The organism is Chryseobacterium sp. ZHDP1 (assembly GCF_018603435.1).
GTDB lineage: Bacteria > Bacteroidota > Bacteroidia > Flavobacteriales > Weeksellaceae > Chryseobacterium > Chryseobacterium indicum.
Genome location: NZ_CP075682.1, coordinates 4,863,527 through 4,888,928 on the forward strand (window position 1 = coordinate 4,863,527; position 25,402 = coordinate 4,888,928).

General features: G+C 36.7%; 21 protein-coding genes. 12 read left to right on the forward strand and 9 right to left on the reverse strand.

Annotated features, from left to right (window positions below):
- Window positions 1–227 precede the first annotated feature (227 nt).
- From KKI44_RS22415 to KKI44_RS22435, 5 genes are read right to left on the reverse strand one after another with little or no spacing between them, the layout of a single operon-like run.
- Window positions 228–902 carry a phosphoribosylanthranilate isomerase gene (locus KKI44_RS22415; protein ID WP_214589219.1) on the reverse strand — a complete coding sequence of 225 codons (675 nt, stop codon included), beginning with the start codon at window positions 900–902 and terminating at the stop codon, window positions 228–230.
- A 10-nt stretch (window positions 903–912) separates the two neighbouring features.
- A complete protein-coding gene (gene trpC / locus KKI44_RS22420; RefSeq protein ID WP_214589220.1) occupies window positions 913–1,692 on the reverse strand; it encodes an indole-3-glycerol phosphate synthase TrpC in 780 nt (259 codons plus the stop codon).
- Between the two features lie 11 nt (window positions 1,693–1,703).
- Entirely contained in the window at window positions 1,704–2,690 is a 987-nt protein-coding gene (gene trpD / locus KKI44_RS22425; RefSeq protein WP_214591206.1) for an anthranilate phosphoribosyltransferase, read from the reverse strand.
- 38 nt (window positions 2,691–2,728) lie between these two features.
- On the reverse strand, window positions 2,729–3,319 hold the full coding sequence (locus KKI44_RS22430; protein WP_108411658.1) for an anthranilate synthase component II: 591 nt from the start codon (window positions 3,317–3,319) through the stop codon (window positions 2,729–2,731).
- A gap of 10 nt (window positions 3,320–3,329) precedes the next feature.
- Entirely contained in the window at window positions 3,330–4,757 is a 1,428-nt protein-coding gene (locus tag KKI44_RS22435) for an anthranilate synthase component I family protein (RefSeq protein WP_214589221.1), read from the reverse strand.
- 539 nt (window positions 4,758–5,296) lie between these two features.
- Here KKI44_RS22435 and KKI44_RS22440 point away from each other — a divergent pair.
- From KKI44_RS22440 to KKI44_RS22460, 5 genes are all read left to right on the forward strand, one after another.
- A complete protein-coding gene (locus tag KKI44_RS22440; RefSeq protein WP_076393272.1) occupies window positions 5,297–5,518 on the forward strand; it encodes a hypothetical protein in 222 nt (73 codons plus the stop codon).
- Window positions 5,518–5,892, forward strand: coding sequence for a c-type cytochrome (locus KKI44_RS22445; protein WP_214589222.1), 375 nt, complete (start codon window positions 5,518–5,520; stop codon window positions 5,890–5,892). Before KKI44_RS22440 ends, KKI44_RS22445 begins: the two co-directional genes overlap by 1 nt.
- A gap of 3 nt (window positions 5,893–5,895) precedes the next feature.
- Window positions 5,896–6,825, forward strand: a complete 930-nt coding sequence (gene rlmF, locus KKI44_RS22450; RefSeq protein ID WP_214589223.1) for a 23S rRNA (adenine(1618)-N(6))-methyltransferase RlmF — start codon at window positions 5,896–5,898, stop codon at window positions 6,823–6,825.
- A 271-nt stretch (window positions 6,826–7,096) separates the two neighbouring features.
- The gene (gene lysS / locus KKI44_RS22455; RefSeq protein ID WP_214589224.1) at window positions 7,097–8,797 is read left to right on the forward strand and encodes a lysine--tRNA ligase; all 1,701 of its coding nucleotides are present in this window, start codon (window positions 7,097–7,099) and stop codon (window positions 8,795–8,797) included.
- Window positions 8,798–8,912: 115 nt separating this feature from the next.
- Window positions 8,913–9,731 (forward strand): OmpA family protein, encoded by an 819-nt coding sequence (locus KKI44_RS22460; RefSeq protein ID WP_214589225.1) that lies wholly within the window; start codon window positions 8,913–8,915, stop codon window positions 9,729–9,731.
- 54 nt (window positions 9,732–9,785) lie between these two features.
- On the opposite strand, the gene KKI44_RS22465 is transcribed toward KKI44_RS22460, so the two are convergent.
- A complete protein-coding gene (locus KKI44_RS22465) occupies window positions 9,786–10,790 on the reverse strand; it encodes a cytochrome d ubiquinol oxidase subunit II (RefSeq protein ID WP_214589226.1) in 1,005 nt (334 codons plus the stop codon).
- Window positions 10,787–12,130, reverse strand: a complete 1,344-nt coding sequence (locus KKI44_RS22470; protein WP_214589227.1) for a cytochrome ubiquinol oxidase subunit I — start codon at window positions 12,128–12,130, stop codon at window positions 10,787–10,789. Before KKI44_RS22470 ends, KKI44_RS22465 begins: the two co-directional genes overlap by 4 nt.
- 232 nt (window positions 12,131–12,362) lie before the next feature.
- On the opposite strand from KKI44_RS22470, the gene gyrB reads away from it, so the two are divergent.
- The 5 genes from gyrB (at window position 12,363) to KKI44_RS22495 (ending at window position 20,057) form a co-directional block, all read left to right on the forward strand.
- A complete protein-coding gene (gene gyrB, locus KKI44_RS22475; RefSeq protein ID WP_087710974.1) occupies window positions 12,363–14,297 on the forward strand; it encodes a DNA topoisomerase (ATP-hydrolyzing) subunit B in 1,935 nt (644 codons plus the stop codon).
- 136 nt (window positions 14,298–14,433) lie between these two features.
- Window positions 14,434–16,326: a DUF3857 domain-containing protein gene (locus KKI44_RS22480; RefSeq protein WP_214589228.1), complete on the forward strand. Its 1,893-nt coding sequence runs from the start codon at window positions 14,434–14,436 to the stop codon at window positions 16,324–16,326.
- Between the two features lies 1 nt (window position 16,327).
- On the forward strand, window positions 16,328–18,262 hold the full coding sequence (locus KKI44_RS22485) for a transglutaminase-like domain-containing protein (protein ID WP_214589229.1): 1,935 nt from the start codon (window positions 16,328–16,330) through the stop codon (window positions 18,260–18,262).
- Window positions 18,263–18,307: 45 nt separating this feature from the next.
- Window positions 18,308–19,162 (forward strand): RsiV family protein, encoded by an 855-nt coding sequence (locus tag KKI44_RS22490; RefSeq protein ID WP_250902121.1) that lies wholly within the window; start codon window positions 18,308–18,310, stop codon window positions 19,160–19,162.
- A gap of 43 nt (window positions 19,163–19,205) precedes the next feature.
- Window positions 19,206–20,057 carry a diacylglycerol/lipid kinase family protein gene (locus KKI44_RS22495; RefSeq protein ID WP_214589230.1) on the forward strand — a complete coding sequence of 284 codons (852 nt, stop codon included), beginning with the start codon at window positions 19,206–19,208 and terminating at the stop codon, window positions 20,055–20,057.
- A 212-nt stretch (window positions 20,058–20,269) separates the two neighbouring features.
- Here the strand turns inward: KKI44_RS22495 and KKI44_RS22500 are convergent, their stop codons facing one another.
- Together KKI44_RS22500 and ggt are read right to left on the reverse strand one after the other, a co-directional pair.
- Window positions 20,270–21,550: a dicarboxylate/amino acid:cation symporter gene (locus KKI44_RS22500; protein WP_214589231.1), complete on the reverse strand. Its 1,281-nt coding sequence runs from the start codon at window positions 21,548–21,550 to the stop codon at window positions 20,270–20,272.
- A 271-nt stretch (window positions 21,551–21,821) separates the two neighbouring features.
- A complete protein-coding gene (gene ggt / locus KKI44_RS22505; RefSeq protein WP_214589232.1) occupies window positions 21,822–23,507 on the reverse strand; it encodes a gamma-glutamyltransferase in 1,686 nt (561 codons plus the stop codon).
- A 90-nt stretch (window positions 23,508–23,597) separates the two neighbouring features.
- Between ggt and KKI44_RS22510 the strand changes: the two genes are divergently transcribed.
- Window positions 23,598–24,563 carry an NAD-dependent epimerase/dehydratase family protein gene (locus KKI44_RS22510; RefSeq protein WP_214589233.1) on the forward strand — a complete coding sequence of 322 codons (966 nt, stop codon included), beginning with the start codon at window positions 23,598–23,600 and terminating at the stop codon, window positions 24,561–24,563.
- Between the two features lie 85 nt (window positions 24,564–24,648).
- On the forward strand, window positions 24,649–25,401 hold the full coding sequence (locus KKI44_RS22515; protein WP_214589234.1) for a polysaccharide deacetylase family protein: 753 nt from the start codon (window positions 24,649–24,651) through the stop codon (window positions 25,399–25,401).
- Window position 25,402 lies beyond the last annotated feature (1 nt).

Sequence of the window (25,402 nt, forward strand, 5' to 3'; positions counted from 1 at the left end):
TTTTTTTATTGTAAGCTTGTTTAAACTTTTTTACCACAAAAGATTTAAACACCTTAGTTGTTTAAGTTTACTACTTAAATGGAAAAAAGAGCACATAAGTTTAAAAAAATCAAAGATTTTTTTTCTTTGCAGACTTTTGAAATGCTTTATATTAATTCAATAAGTCTTTTGTCTTTTGCGGTTAATTTTAAAATGAGTTTAAACAAATTTTGTGTTTTAATTTATGATCAGATCAGTTTTTCTTTAAATATTTTTATCTGATTGATGTTTTTAACTCCGGGTTCTGTTTCAAACCTCGAATTGATGTCCAGAGCAAAAGGCTTTTGTTTTAAAATGCTTATGTTTTCTGTATTTTCTTCTGAAATTCCGCCACTTAAAAAATAGGGAAAGGGAATTTCAATGTTGTTTAACAGATTCCAGTCGAAGGTCTTTCCTGTTCCTCCAAATGTTTTTGAATCGGTATCGAAAAGAATATAATCGTTTGTTTGCGCATATTGATTGATTGTTTTCTGAAGCTCATCAGAGTTTTGATTTCCGATTCGGATTACTTTGATGATTTTGATTTCAGAATTTAATTTTTTTCTTAATTCTGTAATAAAATTTTCATCTTCATCGCCGTGAAGCTGTATGAAATTCAGTTTAGCTTTTTCTGCTGTTTCAATTATCTTTTCTAAATTTTCATTCACAAAAACACCGACTTTTCCAGAGTGTTCAATTGCTGAAATCTGTTCCGGATTCAAATGTTTCAAAACATACCTGAGCGATTTTTCATAAAAGATAAAACCAAGAAAGTCTGTCTGTAAAGATATTAACTTTTGAATCTGATCAGATTGGGTTAATCCGCAAACTTTTAGCTTCGGAGCGGTTTTATTCGTCAATAGATTGTTGTCTGTTGATTTCATAATCTGATTTTTAAATTCCTGTATTCGAAATAAATTCAGCTAATTTTTTTCCGGGATTTTCATGTTTCATAAAATATTCGCCCATCAGAAATCCGTCGAAACCTTCATTTTTTAAGTATCTGAAATCTTCTTCGTTGTAAATTCCGCTTTCGGCAACAGACAGAATATCTTTCGGAAGCTGATTTTTCAAATTAACGGAATGTTGCAGATCTACTTTAAAATCTTTCAAGTTTCTGTTGTTAATTCCCACAAGATCAATGTTTTTGTGGATGTGTTTCAACTCTTCTTCGGTATGGATTTCCAGTAAAACTTCCAATCCCAACTCATGAGAAAGCTCCGTAAATTCTGAAACCTGTTGTGGTGAAAGACAGGCTGCAATCAGCAAAATAACATCGGCACCGATGCTTTTGGCTTCATAAAACTGATATTCATCAATCATGAAATCTTTTCGCAAAATCGGAATATTTACAGAATTTCTTACACTCAGAATATCCTCAGAACTTCCTCCGAAAAAATCCCGATCCGTTAAAATAGAGATTCCGCTCGCTCCAAATTGTTCATATGCGGAAACCACTTCTAAAGGTGAAACTCTATCATTAATAATTCCTTTTGAGGGTGACTGTCTTTTGAATTCGGCAATGATTCCGCTTCTCTTTTTTAAGCTTTCTTTCAGTGAAAAATTTTCTCTTCCGAAAAATTCAGATTCCTTCAATGCTGAGACTGAAGTGTTCGATTTCGAGAAGGAAATTTCTTCTTTTTTTCTTTGTATGATTTTATCTAAAATATTCATAATCAATTTCATTATTCCAAAAGAAGTTGCAGACTTCTTAATGCTTTTCCTCCAAGTAAACTTTCTTTCGCCATCAAAAGGCAATCTTCATAACTTCCGAATTTATCGGTGTGATAAAGGGCAACTGCTGCATTTGCCAATACAACGGCATTCTGTTGTTCCGTTCCTTTTCCCTGAAGAATATTTCTGAAAATTTTTGCCGTTTCTTGGGGTGTTTCGCCTGCTTTTATGCTTTCATGCGTGATAGAATCAAAACCAAGATCTTCTGTGGAATACACTTCTTCTCCTTTTTTGGTAATAATTTTACTGTCGTGGGTAAGGCTGATCTCGTCGTAGCCGTCCATCCCATGAACAAGGATAAAATCACAGTTGTCCTTCTGCAAAAGATACTGGTAAATTCTGGCAATTTCCAGATTGTAAACGCCGATCATGGAAAACTGAGGTTTTGCAGGATTTACAAGCGGACCGAGAAGGTTGAAAAAAGTTCTTAGACCTAAAGCTCTTCGCAACGCACCAACCGATTGAAGTGCCGGATGAAAATAGGGGGCATGTAAAAAGCAGATGTTGGCTTTTTCAAGATCTTCCTGAAGTTTTTCCGAACTGTTTTTGAATTCATAGCCCAGTTCTTCCAGTACATTGGAAGATCCGGTGATGGTGGAAGCTCCGTAATTTCCGTGTTTCGTTACTTTCTGTCCCGCTCCTGCGACTACAAAACTTGATAAAGTTGAAATATTGATGGTGTTTTTTCCGTCACCGCCCGTTCCTACAATATCAATGGCATCTCCGGAATCGATGTTTACGGGAACTGCCATTTGCAGAAGGGCTTCACGAAAGCCTTCGAGCTCTTTAAGTGTGATATTTCGCATGAGGAAAACACTTATAAAAGCCGTAACTTCGGTTGCATTGAATTTATTCTGGGCAATCTCAATCATAATCGCCTTTGCCTCAGATTTGGACAAGGTATGATGATTAAAAAGGTATTGCAGGATCTCTTTCATTTGTGGAGGTTTTATGGTTGAGGGAATCTGTATTGTTTTCAATTGAGTAGAAAGTTTTTAATGATGATTTCTCCCTGTGGAGTAAGAATGCTTTCCGGATGAAACTGTACGCCATGAACATCATATTTTTTGTGCTGTAACGCCATAATCATTCCATCTTTGTCTACTGCGGTAATTTCCAGTTCTTCCGGTAAATCTTCGCGGTTAACAACCCAGCTGTGGTATCTTCCGACTTCGATTCCGCTGGATAGATTTTTAAAAATTTTGGTGTCTTCTTTTACGAAATCTGCGGAAGTTGCCACTCCGTGAAAGATTTCGGAAAGATTGGTTAAACTTCCTCCAAAAGCTTCTGCAATTGCCTGCTGACCAAGGCAAACGCCTAAAATACTTTTTGTAGGAGCGTATTCTTTGATCAGATCCAGTAAAATTCCGGCTTCTTCCGGAATTCCGGGACCGGGTGAAAGTACGATTTTATCGTACTGATCGATTTCTTCCAGACTGATCTGGTCATTCTTTACCACATCTACTTTGGTATCCAAAACTCTCTCGATGATCTGAACCAGATTGTAGGTAAAGCTGTCGTAGTTATCGAATACGAGAACTTTTGTTTGTTTTATAGTATTGCTCATTTTTTTAATTTTAATAATTTTCGACTAATTTCTCCGCTTTTTCCACTGCTTTTTTCAGGGCATTCAGTTTATTGTTTACTTCCTGAAGCTCACTTTCGGGGTTTGATTTTGCCACAAGTCCGGCTCCTGCCTGATAATACAGCGTATTGTTTTTGCTTAAAAAAGTACGGATCATAATTGCCTGATTGCAGTCTGCGTTCAAACCAATCATTCCGATGCATCCGCCATAATATCCTCTGGAATCTTTTTCATATTGGTTAATTAACTGCAACGCTCTGTGTTTCGGGGCTCCGCTTAAAGTTCCCTGCGGAAAAGTTGTTGCCACCATTTCGAAAGGATTTACATTTTCCTGTAGATCTGCCGTCACTTCGCTTACCATGTGGATAACGTGGGAGAAAAGCTGTATTTCCTTTAATTTGGTTACCGTTACGTTTTTTCCGAGTTTTCCAAGATCATTCCTTGCAAGATCCACAAGCATGGTGTGTTCTGCATTTTCTTTTTCATCGTTTTTTAAAGTCTCGATAGACTGGAGATCGGTTTCAAAATGTCCTGTTCTTTTGAATGTTCCGGCAATCGGATGAATAACGGCTTTGTTGTTTTTGATGATTAACTGGCTTTCAGGGCTTGAACCGAAGAGTTTGTAATTGCCATAATCGAAGAAAAATAAATAAGGGGAAGGATTGATGTTTCTTAATGCACGGTAGACATTGAATTCATCTCCTTTAAATTTCTGCTGAAATCTTCTGCTTAAAACCAATTGAAAGACATCGCCTCTCATGCAGTGTTTCTGAGCTGTTTTTACGAGTTCAATATATTCTTCATCCGTAATATTAGAAGTTTCTGCTCCTTCTTTTTCGAAAGGATAAATTACGGAATTTAGATTCTTGATTAAGCTTTCCAGCAGGTAAAATTCAGATTTTACACCTTCCATCTGATTTTCAATAATATGCATTTCATCATTGTAATGATTGATGGCAATAACATATTGATATAATCGGTACCGAAGAATCGGGATTTCAACTTCGGGACTCTGTGCTTTGAACTGAATATTTTCAAAAAACTGAACCGCCTCGAAACTGGTATATCCGAAAAGACTTTGTGCCGTCTGTTCTATAGGATCTGCCGTTTTTTCGCATTCGAAAAGATCTGAGAAATTCTGAAAAACATCTTCAATTTTATTTTCAATGATAAATTGTTTTACAGGTTCCTGTCCCGGAAGCTTTATTTCAAAATCATTTAAATTTTTAATTTCAATTCCGGCAATCGCATTGATGGCAATAAAGGAAAAATTATTATCAATATTTTTAGAATCTGAGCTTTCCAGAAGAATAGTATCCCTGAATTTGTCGCGAATCTGCAGATAGATATTCATCGGAGTCTGAAGATCTCCGAGTGTTTTTTTGGAAATGGTTTTTATTTTTATCTTTTTACTGAACATTGCAGTTGAATTTTAAAATGGATGAAACAAAAAAAGACTTCAACGGATTACGTCAAAGTCTTTATTATTTGTTATAAATTATTTCTGTTGGTTGTTTAGCATTAACAACATGGCAATAACATCAGACCCGACGAAGAGTTTGAATGCCACCACCACATATTTTTGTTGTTAACCATAGTACAAATGTATATAATTTTTTTAATATGAAAACAAAAAAAATATGAAATTAAAAAAAAACTTTTATGGTTGTCCTCAATTTATCATCATTAAAAAAACTTTGCGTTCTTTGCTGAGTGAAACGGCTTTGCGATCTCAAAAACAGTCGGCATATACAAAGAATCTTAGCGAACCTTTGCGTTAAAAAGCAATATGATTAATAACGGATCATCAAAAAACTTAATCTGAAACTGATTGCTTTCACTAATCAGAAAAATCATTTAGCAGAAAAAATTTAATGAAATATCTTTAAAAATGGAGGTTTATCATAAGCTTGAAAGTTTATTTTTTATATTTTTGTCTAAATTTTTATAGGAAAAATAATGAAAAAAGTATTAGCAATCGCGTTTATCGGTGGTTTATTGGCAGCTAGCTGCTCTAAAAAGCCAAATCATGACTTACAGGATAGCAACACGATGTTGCCAGAGCCGGATGCTCCAACTGTGGTGGATTCTACTGCCAAAAAAACTGAAGCAGCAAAAGTAAATGCCGCAGAATCTCTTCCTGCAGCTGAAGCTAAAGCAGATACTCTTACAAAAAAATAATGAAAAATCTGTTTTTGACAGGATGTCTGGCAATGCTGATGTTTTCCTGTTCCAAAAAAGAAAATACACCTGTTGATGCGGCTTCTCCCGAAGCTACATCAATGAATGAATCGGCGAAAAGTAATCTTTCCGGCGACAAAATTATTGAAACGCTGGATTGTTCCGGATGTCATGCGGTGAATGAAAGAATGATAGGACCTTCTTATCAGGAAATAGCAGATAAGTATTCTGAAAAGGATGCAGAAATGCTGGCTTCTAAGATTATAGAAGGCGGAAGCGGAGTTTGGGGAGGCGTTCCGATGTCTCCACATCCACAGGTATCGAAAGAAGATGCCAAAAAAATGGTACAGTATATTTTAAGTCTGAAAAAATAATTGATGACTGAAAAGTCTGCTTTACATCCAAGAAATCTGCATCGTGATCCTTATGATTTCGAAAAGCTGATTTCCTGTGTACCGGAACTAAAACACTATGTTTTTGTGAACGCTTATCAAAGTGTAACAATTAATTTCAGTCTTCCTAAGGCTGTAAAATTGCTGAACAAAGCGTTGTTGTTACACTTTTATAAGGTTCAGGATTGGGATATTCCCGATGGTAATCTTTGTCCGCCGATTCCCGGAAGAGCAGATTACATTCATTATATTGCCGATTTAATCGGTGAAAAAAATCCTCAAAATTCTGATGTTAAAGGACTGGATATCGGAACAGGAGCAAATCTTGTCTATCCTTTAATTGCCCATCGTTCTTACGGATGGAAAATGCTTGGAACTGATATTAACGACAATTCCCTGAAAAATGCGGAATATATTTTAAGTCAGAATCCGGATTTACTCCCTTTCATACATCTGAAAAAGCAGCCGGAATCTGAACATATTTTCAAGAATATTATTGATAAAGAAGATCGTTTTGCATTTTCGATGTGCAATCCGCCTTTTCATGATTCCGAAGAATCTGCCATGAAAGGGAATTTCAGAAAGACAAAAAATCTTAAAAAATCTATGGTTAAAAAACCATTGCTGAACTTCGGAGGACAACAGTCGGAATTATGGTGTGAAGGCGGAGAACTGGCATTCATTACAAATATGATTCACGAAAGTGAACTGTACTCATCTCAGGTTTTATGGTTTACTTGTCTTGTTTCCAAAAAAGAGAACCTCAGTAAATTAACATTCCTTTTAAAGAAAATAGAAGCAGTCGATTTCAGGATTATCGAAATGGCTCAGGGACAGAAAATCAGCCGGATATTGGCTTGGACTTTTGTTGATCCTAACAAGCATAAAGACTGGTTTTTGAAGTCAAAAATATAATCCCGTATCTGTAGCTTTTCAATTAATAGTGTTTTCTATGCACATTTCCTGTACGTTATCTGCGCTTTAGCATTATTTTCATGCAAAAATATCACGTCTGTTGTTTTTGACAGATAACCTTAGTTTCGGTTTGAAGCTATCTGGTCATTTAGCAGTTTAATTAATATATACTGTATACAGTAATGTATTGGAGCGTAAAATATTTGCTTCAACTTTAAAGCAGAATTTTATAAATAATCACTAAATTTGTACGCTTTTAGAAAAATAAGAAATGCAATTATCAGAACAAGAAATCATTAGAAGAGAAAAGCTGAATAAGCTTGTTGAAATGGGGATTAATGCATTCCCGGCGGATGAATACATCATTACAGATACTACAGAATCTATAAAACAGGATTTCGCAGAAAGTAAACAGGTAAAGATCGCGGGAAGACTGATGTCGCGAAGAATTCAGGGGAAAGCTTCTTTTGCTGAGTTGCAGGATTCTACAGGAAGAATTCAGGTGTACTTCAACAGAGACGAGATCTGTACAGGAGAAGATAAAACTCTATACAATGAAGTGTACAAACACCTTTTGGATATCGGAGATATTATCGGAGTAGAAGGAGAGCTGTTTACAACACAGGTAGGAGAGAAGACTGTGTTGGTTAAAAATTTTACGCTGTTAACGAAATCTTTAAGACCTCTTCCGCAGGCAAAAACGGATGAAAACGGTGTTGTTCACGATGCTTTTAATGATCCGGAACTAAGATACAGACAGCGTTATGTAGATTTAACGGTAAATCCTCAGGTGAAAGAAGTTTTCGTAAAAAGAACAAAACTGTTCAATGCAATGAGAACATTCTTCAACGATGCAGGATATTTCGAAGTAGAAACTCCTATTTTACAGTCGATTCCTGGAGGAGCTGCGGCGAGACCTTTTATTACCCATCATAATGCTTTAGATATTCCTTTATATTTAAGAATTGCCAACGAACTGTATCTGAAAAGATTGATCGTGGGTGGTTTTGACGGGGTGTATGAATTCTCTAAAAACTTCAGAAATGAAGGGATGGACAGAACGCATAATCCTGAATTTACCGCAATGGAAATTTATGTAGCGTATAAAGATTACAACTGGATGATGGATTTCACTGAGAAGTTATTAGAGTTCTGTGCTATTCAGGTAAACGGAACAACAAAAGCTACTTTCGGAGAACATGAAGTGGATTTTAAAGCGCCTTACCAGAGAATTTCCATGACGGATGCGATTCTTAAATTTACAGGATTCGACATTACCGGAAAAACGGAGCAGGAATTATTCGATTTTGCGAAGTCTATCGGAATCGAAGTGAATGAAACGATGGGGAAAGGAAAATTAATTGATGAAATTTTTGGTGAAAAATGTGAAGGAAACTTTATTCAGCCGACTTTCATTACAGATTATCCTATTGAAATGTCACCGCTTACGAAAAAGCACAGAAGTAAAGAAGGCTTAACCGAGCGTTTTGAACTGATGGTTTGCGGAAAAGAAATCGCTAACGCATATTCTGAGCTTAATGATCCGATTGACCAGAGAGAGCGTTTTGAAGATCAGTTAAAATTATCCGAAAAAGGAGATGATGAGGCAGGACAGTTTATTGATGAAGATTTCTTAAGAGCGTTGGAATACGGAATGCCGCCAACTTCAGGATTAGGAATCGGAATGGACAGGTTGATTATGTTCCTGACGAATAACGCATCTATTCAGGAAGTTTTATTCTTCCCTCAGATGAGACCTGAAAAAGCGGTTCCTCAAATCGAACTGGGTGAAGATGAAAAAGTAATTATTGAAATTTTAAACTCTCAGGAAGAACCTTTTACATTGGCAGAAGTGAAAGAAAGAAGTCAGTTGTCCGGTAAAAAATGGGACAAAGCTTCCAAAACTTTAACGAAAAATAATCTCGTGAAAGTGGAGAAGATTGATGAGGTTCTTTTGATGAAACTGGTTTAAGATTTTATCATATAATAATTTAGTTCCGGCGGAAGCGAAGCTTCCGCCGGAACTTTTTGTAAAGTTTAAGAAACTATTTCAGTACAATTTCCGTTATTTATAAAAACTAAATAAGATGAGAATTCTGATCGTCCTTATTTTTCTGTTCGTCAACACGAGAGCTCAGATGCTTAGTTCGGTTTATTTTGAATATAACAGTTCTAAACTGACGAAAGAATCGCAGAGAAAACTTGACAGTCTGGCGCAACTAAAAAGCAATCTGAAATTCAGAATTTTTGGAAACTGCGACATTTCCGGAACTTCGGAATACAATAAAAAGCTGTCTGAAGATCGCGCAAATGCGGTTAATCGATATTTACAGTCAAAAGCTGGAAACAATATCAAGCTGGAAAGTGTAGTAGGATTGGGAAAAGAAAAACCGATTAATGACAACAGTACCGAAGAACTGCGTGGTAAAAACAGAAGGGTAGATGTATTTATTGATCGGGTGATGATTGCCGGAGAAATACATTCCGGAAAGGCCTTTGAGAGTTTTTTCAGCAAAAAAGTTTCGGAAATGAAAATCGGAGAAACTTTTTCTTTACCGAATGTTAATTTTATCGGAGGTCGCCACGTATGGCTGCCAAAAGGAAATAGTGTATTGATGCAGTTAGCGGAAATTTTAAAAAATAATTCTACAGTTGAGGTAGAATTGCAGGGACATATCTGCTGTGATTATGATAATTTCGATGGTGAAGATTTAGATCTGAAAACATTTAATTTATCATGGACGAGAGCCAATGCCATCAAAGAATTTCTGGAAAAGCAGGGAATTAGTTCAACTCGCATCAAAGCCACCGGAATGGGGCATCTCAATCCTATTGTTTATCCCGAAAGAAAGGAAGAGGATTTTATGAAGAACAGGAGGGTAGAAATTGTTTTGCTTAAAAAATAGATGATAAGGTTTCGGCGCAGCTTTGCTGCGCCGAAACCTTTTATACATATAAAATTATCTTCTCTGTTTACTGAACGAAGCCATCAGATAAAATAGAAAAGGAAGGATGAATAACGATCCCAGCATTAAAGCCCATCCCAAAGCGGAAATAGTCTTTGGTGCTGCAACGTGTTCTAATAACGAAAGATGTTGCCCGTTTCCAAACAAAATAATATTCGGATTATGCTGATAAGTTGCGGCAACCAGAATCATAATCACCTGAAATCCGGCTAAAGCTCTTACAGGTAAAAGTTTACGGCGATTCATTGCTCTCAGAATCAGGAACAGGCAAATCGTGGCAAAAACCGTAGCCATAATTCCTAAAGGTTTTGAGAAAACCCACATCAGTAAAGGAATATCAGAAAAATAAGCCGTGATGAAAACCAGAAGTCCTGCGACAACAACAAAGATCATGGTCTGTTTGGATTTTCTGATCATCATGCCCAGTTCAAAACGGTCGGATGTTTCTCTCAATGCAAAAACGGAAGCAAGATAAGCGCAGATGGAAACTGTAAATAAACCAACTGCTACACCAAACCAGTTCAGCCAGCTGAAAATATATAAATCTAAAAAGTTAGTCGCATCCGGATTAATGGAATGAGAGATTGTAGCTGCAGCCGTTAATCCCAGAAAAAAAGGAGTAAGTAAACTGGCAAAGTAAAAAATCTGTGTGTAAATGCGTTGCCAACTGTCTTCTACTGCATCATAATGCCGGAACGTAAAAGCTGTTCCGCGCGCAATAATTCCTACCAGCATTAAAACCAAAGGAATATGAAGATAGGTGGAAAGCGTGGTGTAAATCTCAGGAAAGCCGACAAAAAGAATAACGATCGCAATAATCAGCCACATATGATTGGCTTCCCAAACCGGAGCAATAGAAGTGTACATCAAAGTCTGCGTTTTGGGCCTGTTCTTTTTTCTGGTGAACATTTCCACAATGCCCGCCCCGAAATCAGCTCCGCCTAAAATTACATACAGACAGATGGATAGCCAGAGAAATCCTATAACAATATAAATCATGACTTTTTATTTTTAGAATTAAACTGTGGATCGGTAGGATCGTATAATTTAGGAACCATTTTAATCTGTCGTGTCAAAAGGAAAATAATAACGAAAGATAATGAGACAAAAATTGCGGTAAAAAAGTAAAATGAATACTGAATTCCCGGCATCGGAGTTACCGCCTCTGCTGTTTTCATAATTCCGTAAATAATCCACGGCTGTCTTCCGACTTCAGTTACTGTCCATCCCGCTTCCAGAGCAATATATCCGAAAGGGGTCGCGTATAAAAATGTTTTCAGGAGCCAGTTTCTGGAAAGCCATTCTTTTCTGAAAAACGTAGCATACAGAAAAACGCTTCCAATGATAATCATTACAACTCCGAAGAAGATCATGATCTGAAAAGCGTAATGCACAACCGCGACCGGAGGCCATTCGTCTTTTGGAAAATCTTTTAGTCCTTTTACTTCAGCATTAAAATCATTAGCCACTAAAAAACTAAGAACTTTCGGAATTTTTATGGCATATTTTATCTCTTCTTTTTTCTCATCCGGAATACCGCCAATCACAAATGAGGCTCCTTTTTCCGTTTCAAAATGGGCTTCCATGGCAGCTAATTTTATAGGTTGTCTTTTTGCAACAGATTTTGCGGCAACATCACCACTTAAGGGAGCTCCAAATGCTCCGATCAAAGCAAATCCTGCCGCAATTCTAAAGGCTTTGGTATGAAATTCAACATTTTTTTTCTTTAGGATTAAAAAAGCATGAACTCCGGCAACGGCAAATCCAGTCGCACAAAACGCGGCAACCGTCATGTGTAACGCCTGAGGAAACCACGCTTCATTAAACATGGCTTTAATAGGATCTATATTTAAATATTGTCCGTTCACATAATCAAATCCGGCTGGAGAATTCATCCACGCGTTTGCGGCAACCACTAAAATTCCCGAAGCCAAACCGCTTAAGCCTACCAAAAATCCGCAGAACCAATGAAACCATTTATTAAATCTGTCCCATCCGTACAGAAAAAATCCGATAGCGATGGCTTCAATAAAGAAAGCGGTTCCTTCCAGTGAAAAAGGCATTCCGAAGATCGGTCCTGCGTGTTTCATAAATTCAGGCCATAGCAGTCCCAGTTCAAAGGAAAGCATTGTTCCGGAAACGGCTCCGGTCGCAAAAAGGATTGCTACACCCTTGCTCCATGCTTTGGTGAGACCTTTATAAACTTCATTTTTTGTTTTTAAGTATTTCCAGTGCGCAAAAGCCATAAGGAAAGGCATTACCATACCGACACAAGAGAAAATAATGTGAAAGCCGAGTGACATTGCCATCTGTGCACGAGCTGCAAGAAAGTCATCCATAAACCATTCATTTTGAGTAAATAAATTTACGCATAAATTATAGACCGTCACTATGATTTACAACAGCATTTGTTCGAGAAATAGGCTTTAACTTTGATGTTTTTTAAAAGAAAATAATCTTTGGTTTCTGTGGAAAAATCGATACTTTTTTGACATATTTTAACTTTCATACCTCGAAAAAAATCACGATATTTGTGAGTCTTTGCATTTAGCAGGATTTTTTAATATTTATATGAGTCAGAAACAATATACAGCTAGTAGTATTCAGGCATTGGAAGGAATGGAACACGTGCGTATGCGTCCTTCAATGTACATTGGTGATGTGGGAGTAAGAGGTCTCCATCATTTGGTTTATGAAGTAGTAGATAACTCTATCGACGAAGCTTTAGCAGGGTACTGCGATACAATCTTTGTCAGCATTAAAGAAGGAAACGGAATCGAGGTTAGCGATAACGGTAGAGGTATTCCTGTGGATTTCCACGAAAAAGAACAGAAATCTGCTCTTGAGGTGGTAATGACAAAAATTGGGGCAGGTGGTAAGTTTGATAAAGATTCTTATAAAGTTTCCGGAGGTCTTCACGGAGTTGGGGTTTCGTGTGTGAACGCACTTTCCAACGAAATGGTAACGACAGTTTACAGAGACGGAAACGTTTATCAGCAGATATATTCAAGAGGTAAAGCTCAGACGGGCGTTGAGGAAATCGGACACAGCGATCAGAGAGGAACCAAGCAGTTCTTCCAGCCGGATGATTCTATCTTTACAGAACTGGTGTATAATTATGATACACTAGCAAGCCGTTTAAGAGAGCTTTCTTATTTAAATAAAGGAATTACCATTACCCTTACTGACGAAAGAGAAAAACTGGAAGACGGTTCTTTCAGATCGGAAGTTTTCCATTCTGAAGGTGGTTTAAAGGAATTCGTTGCTTTCATCGACGGAAATCGTGAATCGATCATGGAAAACGTAATTTTCATGGAAGGCGAAAGAGACGATATTCCTGTGGAAGTAGCGATGCGTTATAATACTTCATTTAACGAGAATCTTCACTCTTACGTTAATAATATCAACACTCACGAAGGAGGAACTCACTTAGCAGGTTTCAGACGTGCTTTAACGAGAACCTTAAAGAAATATGCGGATGATTTAGGAATTCCTCAGAAAGAAAAAGTAGAAATTACAGGAGACGATTTCCGTGAAGGGCTTACGGCTGTAGTTTCTGTAAAAGTAATGGAACCTCAGTTTGAAGGACAGACCAAAACAAAATTAGGAAACTCTGAAGTTTCGGGAGCTGTTGATAAAATTGTTGGGGAAATGCTGACTAACTTTTTAGAAGAAAATCCTAACGAAGCAAAAATTATCGTTCAGAAGGTCGTGTTGGCTGCAAAAGCAAGACAGGCTGCGAAAAAAGCCCGTGAAATGGTTCAGAGAAAATCTCCAATGGGAGGTTCCGGGCTTCCGGGAAAACTATCCGACTGTTCTTCAAAAGATCCGGCAGAATCAGAAATTTTCTTGGTTGAGGGAGATTCCGCAGGCGGAACGGCAAAGCAGGGACGTGACCGATTCTTTCAGGCAATTCTTCCGTTAAGAGGTAAAATTTTGAACGTTGAGAAATCAATGCTTCATAAAGTATATGATAACGAGGAGATTAAAAATATTTATACCGCTTTAGGAGTTTCCGTAGGTACGGAAGAAGACAGCAAAGCGTTGAATATGGCAAAATTAAGATATCACAAGATCGTCATTATGACCGATGCTGATATTGATGGTTCCCACATTTCCACTTTGATCTTAACTTTCTTCTTCAGATACATGAAAGAGCTGATTGAGAACGGATATATTTATATTGCTCAGCCGCCTTTGTATTTATTGAAAAAAGGAAACAAAAAAGTATATGCTTATAACGAAAAAGAGCGTGAAGAATTTACTTTAGAAATGTCTCCGGATGGAAAAGGGGTTGAGGTTCAGCGTTATAAAGGTCTTGGAGAGATGAATCCTGAACAGCTTTGGGAAACCACTCTGAATCCTGAACACAGAATCCTGAAACAGGTAACCATCGACAATGCGGTGGAAGCAGACAGTGTATTTTCTATGTTGATGGGAGACGAGGTTCCGCCAAGAAGAGAATTTATTGAAAAGAATGCCAAATATGCAAAAATTGATGCATAATTGAATTCAAAAAATACGATTATAAAAGACTTCAGCAATGGAGTCTTTTTTCTTTTTCAATATTAACCATTCAATACAATAAAAAATAATTTTGTCAGTTATAAGATTTCATTATTTTTGCTAAATTTTAATAACCATGATGAAAATACTTTGTATTGGAGCGCTTTCGATGGCTTCTTTTTACTACTCACAAAACTTTCCGGTTTCTGCTATTCCTGAGAATCTGAAGAAAAACGCAGATGCGGTGATCAGGAAAGATCTTACAACCATTCAGATCAATAAAATTGATGATATAAGATATCAGTATTATACGGTTACTACAGTTTTGAACAAAGATGGAGACTCCGATGCGCAGATTTATATCCCTTATGAAAAAGGCAACAGTATTTCAGACATCAAGGTAAATATTTACGATGAATCAGGAAAGAAAATAAAGTCATTTTCCAAGTCGGATTTTGGAGATTTTGCCAATAACAATCAGGGAACTTTCTATTCGGATAACCGAGTGATGGCTATGTCATATACTCCGACTCAATATCCTTACACCGTTGAATTCTCTTATCAGATTGGTGATGAAAATACAGTTTTCCTGCCGGATTTTATTCCTTTCAGATCAACCAATATCTCACTGGAAGAAGCTCAGATGAAGATCATCAATAAATCCGGTATTGAACTTAAAACAAAAACGTATCCTTCGGCTTATAACTATGCTTCAGTTATAGAAAGCGATAATGCGGGAGAAAAAATATACTCTTATAAAAATGTTCCGGCTATTGATGATGTTTTTTTGCTTCCCCAGCCGATAAAAATTTTACCAAAAGTAAGTTTTGCCTTAACTAAATTTAATCTTGAAGGAAAGCAGGGGAGTATAAACAACTGGGGTGAGTTCGGATCTTGGTATTACAACAGCATTTTACAACCGGTTTCTTTATCAACACCTGCAATCAAAGCGGAAGTTGCAGCATTAAATTTACAGGGAACAACCGAAGAAAAAGTAAGAAAACTGTATCAGTATATGCAGAGTAAGACAAGGTATATTTTCGTAGCGTTGGGAATCGGCGGTTGGCAGCCGATGCTTCCGGATGAGGTTCAGAAAAAAGGATATGGTGACTGCAAGGGATTAACAAATTATATGAAAACTTTACTGGATGAAGCAGGAATTCCGTCTTATTATTCGGTGATCAATTCCGGTTCTTCTCCGGTTTCGTTTGATAAAGATTTTCCTAAAATGGGAGGAAACCATGTTATTCTGATGGTTCCTGCTGAAAAAGGAAATATCTGGCTGGAAAATACATCTCAGCAAATAGCTTTTAATCATTTAAGTTACGGAACCACAGAAAGAAATGTACTTTCCATCAGAAAAAACGGAATTGAATTAATCGATACTCCGGTTTATACAGCAGACCAGAGCAAAGAAAAACAGCTTTTAAAAATAAAGCTTAATGAAGACAATAGTATTTCCGGGGAAGGTAATTTTGCGTATACAGGAATTCAGTATGATAACAATCTCGTACTTGCAACGATGTCACCAAAAGAAAGAAATGAAGCCATAAAAAATCTTCTGGATGTTCTTCATTTTGAAAAGATTGAAATGAAAAATTTCCTGAACGATAAAGACAATGCTGTTGCAAAGTTTGATCTTGATTTTAAAGCGAATAATTATTCTAAAAACGCAGGAAGCAGCATCATTTTCAGAGCGGTGCCCATCTATTCAAACAATGTCTACAAAACAGACGAAAACAGGGAATTGCCTTTTGAATTAAGACAATCTTTTCAGGATGAATATGAAATAAGCTTTGCCCTTCCTAAGAATTATAAAATCGAGGAACTTCCTGAGAATGTGACCTTAAACTCAGAATTCGGAACCTACAAATTAAGCTTTGTAAAAAATGGTGAAGAACTGAAAGTGAATAGAACCATCAGAATTAATAAAGGACTTTATCCTAAAGAAAAATATAACGATTACGTTAATTTCCGAAAAAAAACCATTAACATCGACAACTCAAAAATTTTAATTTCTAAAATTTAACATGAAAAAAATATTTCTAGTGGCTTTCTGCTCAATGAATTTGATATTTATTGAGGCACAAAAGCATGAATTTCTTAATTATCCTAAATTTAATGATGCAGATCTTACAAAACAGAAATCTGCTTTGGACGAAAATGCACCTGCCGAAATTTTATTCAAATCTTTGCATTTCAGTATTGACAATAATACAGGAGATCTGGTGAAAAAAGCATTTTACAGAGTTAAAATTTATGATAAAGACAAGGCGGAAGACTGGTTGAACCTTGAAATTCCGTTATATCAGAGTGGGAGCAATCAGGAAACCATTTCAAAGGTTAAAGCTTTCACATACAACCTGGAAAATGGTACTTCTGTGGCCACAAAAGTAGATAAAAGTTCGAAATTTAAGAGTAAGGAAAGCAAATATGTCTCCATTACAAAATTTGCATTTCCGAATGTAAAAAACGGCTCCATCATAGAATATCAGTATGAGGTTACTTCTCCGTTTCTTTACGTAGTTCCGGAAATTACGATTGAAACAGACACCCCTTCTTTATATACGGAATATGTTTTAGACAGTCCATCAAATATTTCTTACAACTTAAATTACACGGGTTTTTTGACCCCGAAATACAGAGAAGTGGAAGAAAGATTGATGTACGGAATGAATTACAGAACATACCGCTTCGGATTTGAAAACGTAAAAGGATTTAAAACCGAGAAGTTTGTAAACAATGACAGAAATTACAGAACAAAAATAGGCGCAGAGCTTCACTCAACAAATTTTAAGGAACTTAAATTGTATTCTTCATCCTGGGAACAGATCAAAGACAGATTGTATGAGAGTGAAGATTTCGGAAGCGAATTAAAGAAGACAAGACTGGCAAAAGACAATATGCCGGCAAATATTTCGGGAATATCAGATGAGATTGAAAAAGCAAATGCAATATTCAATTATGTTAAAAATACCTTTACATGGAATAAAGACAGAGGACTTTATGTAGAAGACGGAATCAAGAAAATGCTCGAAACAAAGACAGGAAACGCGGCAGAAATCAACCTTTTTCTGGTCATGATGCTTCGTGAAGCCGGAATCAAAGCAGATCCGCTTACGATTTCTACAGTAAGCAACGGTCTTATTAATGTTGCTTCACCCAATGTTTCCAATATGAATTTTGTAATTGCCGCTATTCAGACAAAAGATGGTTTTCATTTGTATGATGCCACTTCCAAGCAGTCTTCAATCGATCAGTTGCCACCAAGAGACTGGAATCAGTTCGGAATTTTGATGAATAAAGATAAAGTTCAGCAGTTATCAATGATCAATGCAAAAACAAGTTTCACTTATCTTACCGCAGAGGCAAAAATTAATGCAGACGGAAGTATTTCCGGAACCTATTCTGATAAAGATACCGGAACCTATGCCATTTTTGCGAAAGAAAACTATGACGACAATGCAGATAAGTACAAAAAACAGTATAAAGATAATTTTTCTATAGATTTCACCAATATCGATTCTAAAGTACTTGAAAACGGGGATTTTGAAAGCACCATGAAGTTTTCTTCCGAGAATTTGATAGACAGGATCGGAAAGAAAATGATTATCAATCCTATGTTGTTTTTAAATAAAAACTCAAACGAATTCGATCAGACTGAAGAAAGAAAATACCTTATCGATTTCACTTCGCCATTCACCAGAATTAAAAAAGTGGCTTTGGAAATTCCGGAAGGATATGTGATTGAAGAGATGCCGAAAAACAAAAAAATTGTAACAGACGACAAAGAAATCGAATACAGTTATATTGCTGAACAAAAAGGAAATAAGATTGAGGTAATTTCTACCACCAAAGTTAAGAGTCCCACTTATGAAAAAGAATATTACCCTGCCTTTAAGCAGATTTGGGGAGTGGCTTCCAAACAGGAAAATCAGGTAATCAGTCTCGTAAAGAAACAGTAATTAAAATTTTTTTTTCGAAATAATCTTAAACCATTCATCTTTTGAATGGTTTTTGCATTGCAGAAGGAAATCAGAATTATGAAAAATACCATTGCGGTCTTAGCACTTTCCACTTTCTTTGTCTTTTCAGCCTGTAAAAAGGCGGAAAACAATAATTTGAATGAAACAGAAACTGCAGTACCTGAAAAGTTTACAGTAGATTCCGTGAAAATTAGCGATTCGACTAAATTAAGCGATTCTTTAACCATTAAATATTCATCCACCAAATTATTGTTCCCGACGATTAAGGATAAAGCCTTATTAGACAGTATTTATTTTACAGAAAAGAATATTGGAGATTTTTCCAGAGAAGGATTACAGAATTACCTGCAGAAAAGCAAAAATATCTATTTCAACAGACTCAGAAAAGATTCAAAAGAGTGGATTTCAGACATCTCGTTTTCTCAGGAATGGTATTCGGATACCGGAATGAAAGTAAAATCCAATACCAACGATTATCTGCAGATAGAATACTTTTGGGCTTCGTATGAAGGAGGAGCGCACGATAATTATGGTTATTCCGAAAGAGTTTTTGATCTTCAAAACAATAAAAAATTAGAATTAAAAGACATCACTTCCATACCAAAAGAAAAACTGGAAGCCCTTTTAATGAAAAACATCAACAAGACCAACAGCGGAGCAACAGACGAGAAAGGAGAAGTTAATAATTCCGAAATGCTTCTGGTGGATAAAATTCCCGCAACAGAAAACTTCTATTTTGATGACAAAAAACTATATTTCCATTACAGTCCGTATGAAATTACAGCTTTTGCAGCGGGAGACATCACCATCCCGATTTCGTGGTCAGAACTTAAAGGAACTCTTACTCCCGAATTTACGAAAAGAATGAAAATTAAATAACAATCATGCTTCCACATCGGGAGCATTTTTTATTTTTGCACTAATGGAAAAAGTCGCTTTCATCATCAATCCTTTTTCGGCGAAAAAAAATTATCAGCCGTTTCTCAACGAACTGAAAGCAAAGGTGAAAGATCCTTTGTATTACATTTCGGAATCTATTCCCGGAACCGATCAGTTTATTCAGGATCATTTTAATGACGTTGATATTTTTGTAGCCATCGGAGGCGACGGAACCATTTCTACCGTAGCCAGAAACCTCATTGATACAGAAAAAATTCTTGCCATTTTTCCGGCAGGTTCAGGAAACGGATTCTCCAACGAAACCCAGTTCAGCAAAAATCTGGACGAACTGCTGGAAAAGATCAGAACAGGAAATTCCAGAAAAATTGATACGTTCACAGTAAACGAAAGACTTTCCATCAATGTTTCCGGAACCGGATTCGACGGTAAAGTCGTAAAGGAATTCGAAAAAACCACAAGAGGATTTAAAAATTATATCAAAGTCTCTTTTAAAACTTTTTTCAGTTATAAACCAATCAAACTGAAGTTTTTTGACGAAAAATACAAGCAGTACAACGGGAAATATCTAATGGTAAACATTGCCAACACAAGACAATTTGGAAACAACGCTTATATTGCACCTCACGCAAGTAAAAGTGACGGTTTGGTAGATATGGTATTGGTAAAAAAGTTTCCTTTTACATACTCTGCACTTTTCGCTTTCAGGATGTTTACCAAAAAACTGAAGCAGGATAATTACATCACGTATCTTCCGGTTTCCGAAATAGAATTTAAAGTAAATACCAAAAACTGGCATCTCGACGGGGAGTTCAACAAAATAAAATCTCCGATTCGTGTAAAAGTTCAGCCTTCGAGTTTAAGGATTTTAATCTAAAACAGTCTTCTTGTAAAAATAAATTGTTTTCTTTTTTGGAGCTGTTTCGCGCTTTCGCTACTCGCTTTTTCGTTTTTTTCGGCGCGGCCGCGCAGCGGCCGCGCCGAAAAAAACGAAAAGAGCTCAGACATGCCGCTCAATCGCGGCTAAAATGACAGTCATAACAAAAACTAAATCGGCTTCAGAGTACAACTTATCAGTTACAACTCAGGCTAAACTTCCAGCTTTTTTTCTACTTCATTCGGATGATCCAGACAATATTGAAGCTGATCTTTATCCAGTTGCTTTTCCCAGTTGGCAACGACAACTGTTGCTACAGAATTTCCGATCACGTTGGTTAAAGCACGGCATTCACTCATAAACTTATCGATTCCTAAAATCAGCGTCATTCCGGCAATCGGAATTTCAGGAACAACCGCTAATGTTGCCGCTAAAGTCACAAATCCTGCTCCCGTAACTCCGGCTGCACCTTTAGAACTCAGCATGGCAACCAAAAGAAGAATGATCTGTTTTTCAATCGGAAGATGAATATTTAAAGCCTGTGCGATAAAAAGCGAAGCCAGCGTCATATAAATATTGGTTCCGTCGAGATTGAAAGAATATCCAGTCGGAACCACCAAACCCACAATCGCTCTTGAACAGCCTGCTTTTTCAAGCTTTTCCATAATTCCGGGAAGTGCAGATTCTGAAGAACTCGTTCCTAAAACCAGCAAAAGCTCCTCCTTCAGATAATACATCAGCTTAAAAATATTAAAACCGTTGTACCAGGCGACAGCGCCTAAAACCAAAACCACAAATAATGCAGAAGTTATATAAAACGTTCCCACCAAAAAAATCAGATTCAAAACCGAATGAAGTCCGTATTTTCCAATGGTAAAAGCCATCGCTCCAAAAGCTCCGATCGGCGCCAGTTTCATCAGCATATGCACAATTTTGAAAACTGGAGTGGAAAGATCCTGTAAAAAATCCGTTACTTTCTGGCTCTTTTCTTTCGTTAAAACCAAAGCTACTCCCATTAAAATAGCAACAAGGAGAACCTGCAGAATATTATCTCCAACCAGCGGACTGAACAGCGTTTCCGGAATAATATTGATGATGAAACCCGTTAAAGTCGTTTCATGTGCTTTTTGCTGATATTGCGAAACATCGCCCGAAAGGGTAGAAGGATTAATATTCAGACCGTGACCCGGCTGTAATATATTTCCTACCACCAAACCGATAATCAATGCCAATGTTGAAAACGTAAGGAAATAGATCATCGCTTTAACCGCAATTCGGCCTACTTTCTTCAGATCAGTCATGTGTGCGATTCCCAAGGTAAGAGTAATGAAAATCACCGGAGCAATAATCATTTTCACGAGTTTGATAAATCCGTCGCCCAAAGGTTTCATTTTTTCACCAAGTTCCGGATAAAATCTTCCCAGAAGAATTCCTGCAACAATCGCAATAATAACCTGAAAATAAAGCTGGTGGTAAATCTTTTTTGCTTTCACAAGAATATGGATTTTAAAAACCGAAAATTAGTGAAATTTGCTTTAAAATAATGACAAATGTCATGAATAGTTTCGGCTCGGGCGGGGCCCGAGCCGAAACCAAAATTATTTTAAATCGTTCTCTAATTTTTGATAAAGAAAAATCTTAAACATATGTCTTAAAAATCCAGATTATTTCACTCTTGCCATTCTGATAAATGAAAATATATGATAATCAATTAATTAACTTATTTTTAAGTCAGCTTTTTTAAATTAACTACAAAAACGTCAATTATTCCACTGCAACAGAATCGTCACCGCGACCATCCGCAACCGCATGAATATTTCCGTTGTCATCAATCAGAATCATTTCTGTTCTTCCGATCTGGTTCCATTTTTCAGATTTGTATCCTAATTTTTCCAGATCTTTAATCGTGGTTTCTGGGAAATTCTTTTCAAAGGCAACGATTTCAGGAAGCCACTGATGATGAAATTTCGGTGCATTTACAGAAATATTAGCATTTTGCTTAAAATCGATCACATCAACAATAGCCTGATAAACAGAGGTCGGAATAGTAGTCCCTCCCGGAGTTCCCACTACCATATAAGGTTTTCCGTTTTTCAGAACAATGGTTGGTGTCATCGAAGAAAGCATCCTTTTATTCGGCTGAATGGAATTCGCCTCTCCGCCAACCGCTCCAAACATATTTGGGACACCCGGTTTTATGGAAAAATCATCCATTTCATTATTTAAGAAAAATCCCGCTCCCGAAACAACAACTTTACTACCGTATAAACCGTTTAAAGTAGTCGTAACAGCTGCTGCGTTTCCGTCCTTATCAATAACGGAAATATGAGTGGTTTCTGTGGATTCCTTGGGTTGTTTGGTTATTTTTCCAACTTCAGCACTCGGAGTTGCTTTGCTGAAACTGAAACTTTTCCAGCGGTTTTTGAGGTATTCGTCAGAAATCAGGTAAGAAGTTTTATCCTGAATAAAATCAGGATCGCCCATATATTCCGCTCTGTCTGCATAGGCTCTTCTCTCGGCTTCCACCATCACCTGAACAGCCTGTGCAGAATTTTGCTGATATTTCTCCAGATTTTCGTAAGCTGCCATTTTCAGCATTTGCGCAAGAAGAAGTCCGCCGCTTGAAGGCAAAGGCATAGAAACCACCTGATTCCCTTTGTAATCAAATTCAAGTGCTTTTCTTTCGGCAACTTTATAATTTTTGAGATCTTCAGAAGTAATGATTCCGTTTCCTTTTTTCATCTCAGAAACCAGAAGTTCCGCTGTTTTTCCTTCATAAAAGCCTTTTAAACCTTGTTTCTGAATCAACTTTAACGTTTCAGCCAGATCTTTTTGAACTAGAAGGTCTCCGGCTTTCCACGGAATGTCTTTTACAAATACAATTGAAGACTGATTGTGCTTCTGGAAATGCTGCTTATTGTTATTCAGTAAATTAGCTTCCTGTTCAGTAATCGCAAATCCTTTTTCAGCAAGATCAATGGCAGGCTGAATCAATTTGTCCATCGGAAGTTTACAGTATTTCAAAGTAGCAAAAAAACCTGCCACACTTCCCGGAATTCCGACAGCTAATCTTCCATTTTGGGAAAGATCCGTGTTAGCTTTTCCGTTTTTGTCGACGTACATATCGCGGCTTGCTTTTTTAGGCGCAGTCTCACGATAATCGAGCGTAAATTTTTCACCATTATTTTTTACACCAACCAAAAATCCGCCTCCGCCGATATTTCCTGCCTGCGGATATACAACGGCAAGTGCATATTGTGTGGCAACAATAGCATCATAGGCATTTCCTCCCGATTTAAGAATTTTTGCTCCGGCTTCACTTGCCAGTGGATGTGCAGAAACAACCACACCTTTGTTTTTAACTTTTACCTCCTTCACAATAGTAATATCTGTGTATTGTGCTGAAATTGTGGAAGAAATTAAAATAAGTGAAAGGATAATCTTTTTCATTTGCAAAATTTATATTCGAATTTACGATTTTGTTTTAAGATAGGGTGTAAAATATTTACTTTTGCTTCGATCAACAAATAAAAGTTAAAAATGAAACCCCACACGGAAAGAATACTTATTACAGGTGCTTTAGGGCAAATTGGTACCGAGCTTACAAACAGACTTGTTGAAATTCACGGAGCTGAAAATGTTGTGGCTTCGGGACTTGACAGATGGCAAAAGGGAATTACTGCGGCGGGTCATTACGAAAGGATGGACGTTACGAATACACAATTGGTTAGACAGGTGATCAAAGATTACGATATCACCACCGTTTACCATTTGGCTTCATTATTGTCGGGTACATCAGAAAAGCAGCCCATTTTCGCATGGAAGCTAAATCTGGAGCCTTTGCTTCATTTTTGTGAAATGGCAAAAGAAGGACTTATCCAAAAAATTTTCTGGCCGAGTTCTATCGCTGTTTTCGGAAAGGGAATTCCGAAAGAAAATGTAGAGCAGGATGTAGTTCTAAATCCTACAACGGTTTACGGAATTTCTAAAATGGCAGGTGAAAAATGGTGCGAATATTATTTTGACAAATATGAAGTGGATGTAAGAAGCATCCGTTATCCGGGATTGATTTCATGGAAAACGCCTGCAGGTGGAGGAACAACAGACTACGCTGTTGAGATTTTTTATGAAGCCATTGAAGAAGGAAAATACACAAGTTTTATTTCCGAGAATACAGGAATGCCGATGCTGTATATGGATGATGCTATCAATGCAACTCTGAAATTAATGGATGCTCCGAAAGAAAATCTTACCGTGAGATCTTCATATAATTTGGGCGGAATGTCTTTCACTCCAAAAGAACTGGCGGAAGAAATTAAGAAAGAAATTCCGGAATTTGAGATCGACTATAAACCGGATTTCAGACAGGCGATCGCAGATTCCTGGCCGGCTTCAATTGATGACTCCGTAGCGAAAAAAGACTGGGGATTAAGCTACGATTTCGGGATTTCTGAAATGACAAAAGACATGATTAAGAACTTAAAAGTAAAATTGAATAAAAATTAATTTACTTCGAGTTTTAATTTAAATAGAAATTATTTTAACATCTGATTTTTAATTTATTATAAAAATTATCTAAAATTTAGTTTAAATGATATTGTTCACATTTAACATTCTGAATATTGAAGCTGACTGCAAAAAACAGCAGTCTGTTTCCGATGAAGAAAGACTGAAAATTTCAGAAGATAATACAAAAGCAATACTTAGAATTTTAGACATTCATGATGTTAAAGCAAGTTTTTTTGTAGAGATTTCGATCGCTCAAAAACTTCAGAATTTAATAAAAGCAATTTCATTCCAAGGGCATGAAATTGCTTTTTATAATAAAAATTCTACCCTTCCGGAAATTGACAATGCTAAAAAATTTACTCAGGAATTTTTAGAAAAACAGATTCGCGGAATTCGTCAGAAAGACAATAAACTTCCACAGCATGATTTAAAATTGCTGGAATTTAATTACGTTTCCAATATTGATAATGCCAACATTCTTTTTCCTTTTAAACGTCTGAAAAGAGATACGCAAATTAATGAGGAGGACGGACTGAGTATTGTTCCGGAAAGTATTTCTCCTTACAGTCAGCTTCCGTATAACGATTTTGTATTTCAGATGCTTCCGATGGAATATTACCAGAGTATGGTTTTTGAAACCCTGAAAAAGGATGATTTCGTTCTGATCTATCTTAATTCATGGCAGTTTACAGATTTCCAAAAATATCCGTTTGATATTCCCTTTTACAGAAGGCTGAATTCGGGCAAAAAAATGGAGGACAAATTAGATGCCCTCCTCAGTTGGATCAACGAGAAAGAAATGGCTACTTCCCGTATGAAAGATTATATTTTTTAAT